This is a genomic window from Knoellia sinensis KCTC 19936 (genome assembly GCF_000768705.1).
Taxonomy (GTDB): Bacteria; Actinomycetota; Actinomycetes; order Actinomycetales; family Dermatophilaceae; genus Knoellia; species Knoellia sinensis.
In genome coordinates, this window is the sequence record NZ_AVPJ01000035.1 from 1 (window position 1) to 5,521 (window position 5,521).

The following is a 5,521-nucleotide window of genomic DNA, read 5'->3' on the forward strand; positions in this document are numbered from 1 at the left end:
CCGAGCCTCCACGAAACCCGGGGCGATTCAGTGCTGGAGCGGGCCGTCCATACATGGGAGGCCGCGAGCCAGGCCGAGCTGCGCGTGCGGATCCCGAGCACGGACTCGATGCGGATGCTCCTCAACCAAGGCGCGCACATCACCGCGACGCTTGAAACGGTCCTCAGCGTGGCAGATGTTGCGGGGCAGGCCCGCGACGACCCCGCTCCCCTGTCCGAGGCACGTAAAGCACTCGCATCGGCCGACAAAGCGTGGTTGCAGGGCCTGACCTCACTCGTGAAGCCGAGCAACGAGTTCATCACCGCCAGCCGCGAACTCTTCCTTGCCCTCGAGGAGACGCGCACCCGTGCGCATCAACTGACTCAACCGGAACGAGAGCACGCTGCCGAGAACCTTGGACTGGCCATGGCCATCGTCGGTCGACGTCTGGCTGCGGCCCGCGCTTTCCTGCAGCCGCTGGCCGACGGCAAGGCCCTCTTCGCGCCCGCACGCCGCCTCGAGGGCTCTCCAGAACGCTTGGTCGGCCGCCTCAAAGGCCGCTACGTCCCCATCGACTACTTCGACATCAAAGACATGGATGCCGCATTACGCACCGCCGATGCCGCGACCCTCAGCGCCATGACCCCTTCGATCAATCGGGCCCAGGCGCGTGTCGCCAGTCTCTGGTGAGTGGACCCATCCCCGTCGGGCGCTGGACACCTCGAAGGGCCAATTAGCGCTGCCAGATGGTGGCGCCCAGCAGCGCTACCATCAGCATCACTTCTTGTCGGGTCTGGCTGGTTGGGATCGAATGACCTCAAAGACCATCGTCGTCTCCGGACTCTTATCGCCACACGCACTGACGGGCCCAGCCAAGTCGTGAACATTAGTGCAAGCCGGAGACGCGGTCGCGATTCTTCGGGCAGGATTTGCTCCAAAGTCCTCGAACCTTACCGAGGAGCGCAGGAATGGAGTGGACCGAACGCGCGGAGCGCCCCTTCACCTCAGTTGAGGGTCACGCCTCTAGCACGCCCCCACGGGAACGCCTCGTTCACGCCTTAGAACGATGGGAATCAGAGTCCTGGCTGCGTTTCCGGCTTTCCATCGACGAGCAAGACCTCGCGCAACTGACTTTGCCAGACAGCCTCCTGACGGTAGCTCAGCTCGAGCGGGTGCGGTGGGCAGCAGAGTTGGTCGCGAAGGCGATTGGCGTCGGCATCGTTGAGGTCGGTCACGTTGCCGTGGCCCTCGGAATCACGAGCAGAGCATGCACGAACGCGACACTTAGCTCGCTGGGTAACTCTTTCGGCGTGCCCGACATGTCTCCCGGCGACCTTGCGTCGTTGCGTACGGAGGTCATGCGGCAACTTCTGGAAGAGACAACGGATAGACATCCCGCCTCAGAGCCGATCGGGTTCACTTCTATGTCGGCTTGGCGTGTTGAACGAGCGTGTCACGTGGTTTCCCTAGGCGTGAGGGTGACTGCTGTTGTTGCGATCGTCGGCGGCGCTGTTGCCAGTCGAGCGTGGTGGTTGATGGGCTTTGCGATCGCTGCCCTAATCTCCACGCAGCCCCAGCATCGCGTCGAATCGCTGCTCGTGAGCGAGACCCGTCCATTGGTGAGGTCCTCCAGGGTGCCATGGCTGTTGTGCTGCGCCCTGGCCTTATGTCTGCTGAAAAGGCCACAAGAGGCAGCGTGGTTCACGGTTACCTGGTTCGTTGTCAGGCTCTGCGCCCACGTCGGCGAGTACGCGGTGGCCACGGGGATGTCAATCGTTCAAAGCAGGCTGCCAGGACGACTCACTACGTTCATCAGGCCCGCCGCGGCCTTCGTGGTTCGGACCCGAGCCCACGACTCCATCGTCACAATCGGAGGGGGCGTCTTCGCCGGCACCGCCACGGCGATACTCGCAAACTCTGCCAATCCAACCTCTGCGTTCGGAGTTGGGCTGCTCACGGCCATTCTCATTGAAAACTCCTCCGGTCGATGGCAATGGACCGACGCCCGACTTCGGGTTCTCGGCGTGATCGCACTAGCGGTGTTGGCGACCCGCATTCAGTGGTGGGCGCTCCTCGCCCCGGTCACGGCGACCTTCGCCATGATCCTCGTCCGGGCCAACCAAACGCTGCGATTTGTCCCATTGACCCAACCCTCCAACCCTCTCGCCCAGAGCGCGTGGGTCGACCTGGCCAAAGGACGAGCGCGTCAGGTCATCACCAACCTTGAAGGCGAAGGCTCTGCGGATCCTGACGTGATAGCCGCGCTGGCAGTCGCGCACGCATTCGACGGCCACCCCGGTCACGCCGCTCGCCTTGCTCGCCTCTTGCCCGCTCAACACTCCGAGGTGAGGCATCTCATCGAAGCCCAGGTCCACGGATTGCTCGGCACTCAACCACCTGAAGTCCGGCAGGCGCCAAACCTTGCGACCCCGCTTGGCCGGGCCACGCAACTCGCCTGGCTAAGGGCCTCGATCCCGTGGGAACCCGCCGAGTTGATCGCCGCAGAGATCGCTGGACTGATTCCTGCGAGAATTACGTCCGATAACGTCATGTGGGCTGCTGAATGCTACCTAGCGATGGGTGAGACGCTTCTAGCGGTCGACCAGGTAACTGCGGGAACAGCGGCCTCGCGAGCATTCGCGCTGACGGACTTGTACGTCACCCAGGACCGCGATTTCCTTGATCGCGCTACCTTGGAGGCTCGGCAGCTCAAACTGCCCGCGCCTCATGAGTTGGGGGCTCGTGGAGCCGCCGTCACGAAGCTGGCATTCGCGGGAGACCAGGAGTCCCCGGCCATGTTCCTGCTGGATGATGATGCGCTGATGGTCCTGACCGAACTGTCATCTCCCTTCGTCGTCGCGGCCTATTGCAACCGGGGCGCAGACCTGCACCTGAAGAACCGCGGACGCGTCACCGCTGAGAGCATCGAGCTAAGGGTTCAAGCATTCGCTTCCCTAAACGTCGTGCGCCACGAACTAGCCGATCCCGACGATCGCGCTTGTTGGTGGGATGCCTTCATCCCGACCTTGGACACCCTGCTCGAGGAAGTGCACGAATTTCAGGACTGGCCACTGCTTCTGGAGGTGATCGAAGCAGCAAGGCTCCAACTTGGGACTAACCGCGAGGACCTGCGACCGACGGCCTTGAGGATCGGGGGCCGATCAAGGTTGGGAAGTCAGCGTTACTACTTTGGCAGCCGCCCGACCATGGTCGACCTCGAGTACATCATCAACACCGCCGGGCGACAGGGAGCGTGGTGGTGGTCGACCCACGTGTCGAGGGGCCAGCTCTACTGGGCCGCAACGAACGAAGACCCACAGGTCAAGGTTCACGGGGGGCGCATCTCCATGTCTGTCGTGACTGAGTTGCTAAACGAACTCAACCCCCACCTCAGCCTGCAGGCCGAGGGCGAGAGCGATCATGACTTCTTCTTACGCATGAGCGTAAGCGCCCTGCTAGCGCCTCCCTCGGAGATCGAGTCAGCGCTGGCAGAGAGGGTGGGCCAGCTCCTACCCAAGGCCATCCGCGTCCAGGAGCCTCACAACCGCATTCGGACAACGATCTGCATGGCGCTGGCCCCCGAGCTAGCCCACATTCCGTGGGCTTGGGCACGCATCGGCGGGCGTCACCTGGTCGAATTGTTCGACACGGTGATCGTTCCCCCCGCCTCCATTCTTCCCCCACCAGACGCAGGCGACGACCAGAATTGCCCTATCGCCGTAGGTCTAGTCGATCCCGGTGGCGACCTATCTGCCGCCGTGGAGGGATCGGCCCACTTGCCTTCCCAAGCCGCGATAATCGACGGTCAGACGGGAGATCGCCGCGCCAGCCTCACCGCAGCCCTGCGCGCAGCGCCTTATGACAGTACGCTCTTTCTTGCCTGCCACACCGTGACGATCAATAACCGCCGCGGCTTCGCCTTAGCGCCGTTGGACAAAGTCGATGTCGGCGACGTCCTCTTCGCCTCCGACATTGCCCACGCCGACACTGATTTCCCCATGCCACGTCAAGTCATAGCCCTCGCGTGCGAGAGCTCGGACATGGCCAGTGCACACCTTGGGGAGTGGACGGTTCTCGGCACCGCCCTCATCCAGGCTGGAGCACGACGTGCCCTGGTCACCGCATTCCCCATCCTTGACCTACCCGAGGTGGATCAATTCATGGTTACTGGGGTATCCGACGGGACGCCTCTTCACGTGCTCATCGCGAGTTTCCAGCTCAGTCTGCTCCGCCGCTGGCGCGATGGAGAAACCAGCGCCGCCCCGCTGGCGTGGGCCGGACTCCAACTCTTTGGTTCGCTCCCAGCAGCCCAGGAGACCGCCACACCGCGTCCTCCGGCTTGGGCTGAAGAGAACCTAGTACGGGGAATCGATGCGGCCGCCGAATACGCGCCCCGCGGCAGGCCCACCGTCGAGGTCGCGGACCTGATGACCTACTTCGCAATCTATGGACACATTGACGGACTCCCTCGCCGCGTCAGAGCCGCTGTCCGTAGAACCTTCATCACCAAGTGGCCCACGCCCCTCCATTTGATTGGGCAACGCACGTTCTTTGCGCGTCTCGATCACCAGCCCCGCGTAATCTCCGACGACCTACTTGACGTCATCGCCGACGCCCGCGAACTCGCGGTGGCAGCGGGACATTCCGTCTACGACATCGACCACGTTTTTGTGGCGGCACTACGCTCGAACCACCCTTCGTGCGTGGCGATGCGAAACCTGACAGGCTTCGACACTCGGAATCCGGCAGTCGTCCAACGATTCGTAGAAGACGAACGCGATATTCACCACAGCACCGGACAGGCCCTCACGCCGCACCTCGCCAGCGGCGAGGCTGAACGCATTTACGAAACCTTGGGCATCGCTCCCCCCACGGGCGAAGATCGCTGGCTACATAGCGACCGAGTGGTATGACATGCCGAGTGATGCCAGGATCCTTTCGATCCGTCTTGAAGGTAGCGGTGACCAGAGTGTGCGCCCAACCCTCACCGCATCGTGCGGTTATGAGCCTACTTGCTTGGCGTTGATCGCTTCGACGAAGAAGTCGAACAACAGATCCTCGGCGCCCGGATCGGTGAGGTCCACCTCCAGCAGCTCGCTGCGATCTCCAATCGTGATTCTCACTGAGGCCCTATTCGGGTCCGCGGGTCGCCTGTGACGGATGAACGCCTGGGCAAGCCTTCGACAGGTGGCCGCCGCCACGACTACGGATACCGCGGCCGACCCAGTATTTATGGATTCCACTGCAATGGTGACTGCGTCGGTGAGCCCTCCACCTCGCGTGCGCAATACCCGCACCCCAGTCCGATCGGAGATGAGGTCATCCGCAACCCGTTGCGGCAAATTGAGGCGTACGTGATTCTGCACCGTCGATGTCTCCTCGATCGTCATCCCTGAGGTCCATTCTGCCGCCACCAGCCTGCCCGGCGACGCGATTCGTCGATGTAGTGCTGACACTGGTGCCGGATTGGAGCACGCCTCTTCGCCGGAAGCGCCTTATCGGCGCGAAACCCTGAATCGCCCCGGGTTTCGTGGAGGCTCGG

At 62.9% G+C, this 5,521-nt stretch carries 4 protein-coding genes; 2 read left to right on the forward strand and 2 right to left on the reverse strand.

The window, feature by feature from the left end:
• Positions 1 to 669 (forward strand): hypothetical protein (locus N802_RS20540; protein ID WP_035919555.1); only part of this gene is annotated, 669 nt, incomplete at its 5' end.
• Between the two features lie 383 nt (positions 670 to 1,052).
• On the opposite strand, the gene N802_RS20545 is transcribed toward N802_RS20540, so the two are convergent.
• Positions 1,053 to 1,214, reverse strand: coding sequence for a hypothetical protein (locus N802_RS20545; RefSeq protein WP_169743469.1), 162 nt, complete (start codon positions 1,212 to 1,214; stop codon positions 1,053 to 1,055).
• 243 nt (positions 1,215 to 1,457) lie between these two features.
• Between N802_RS20545 and N802_RS18945 the strand changes: the two genes are divergently transcribed.
• A complete protein-coding gene (locus tag N802_RS18945; protein WP_169743470.1) occupies positions 1,458 to 4,892 on the forward strand; it encodes a CHAT domain-containing protein in 3,435 nt (1,144 codons plus the stop codon).
• Between the two features lie 87 nt (positions 4,893 to 4,979).
• Here the strand turns inward: N802_RS18945 and N802_RS18950 are convergent, their stop codons facing one another.
• Positions 4,980 to 5,369: a hypothetical protein gene (locus tag N802_RS18950; RefSeq protein ID WP_035919559.1), complete on the reverse strand. Its 390-nt coding sequence runs from the start codon at positions 5,367 to 5,369 to the stop codon at positions 4,980 to 4,982.
• Positions 5,370 to 5,521: the final 152 nt, after the last annotated feature.

Coding starts and splice junctions, on each gene's coding strand:
- N802_RS18950 (WP_035919559.1), bottom strand. CDS start 5,369: ATGACGATCGAGGAGACATCGACGGTGCAGAATCACGTACGCCTCAAT.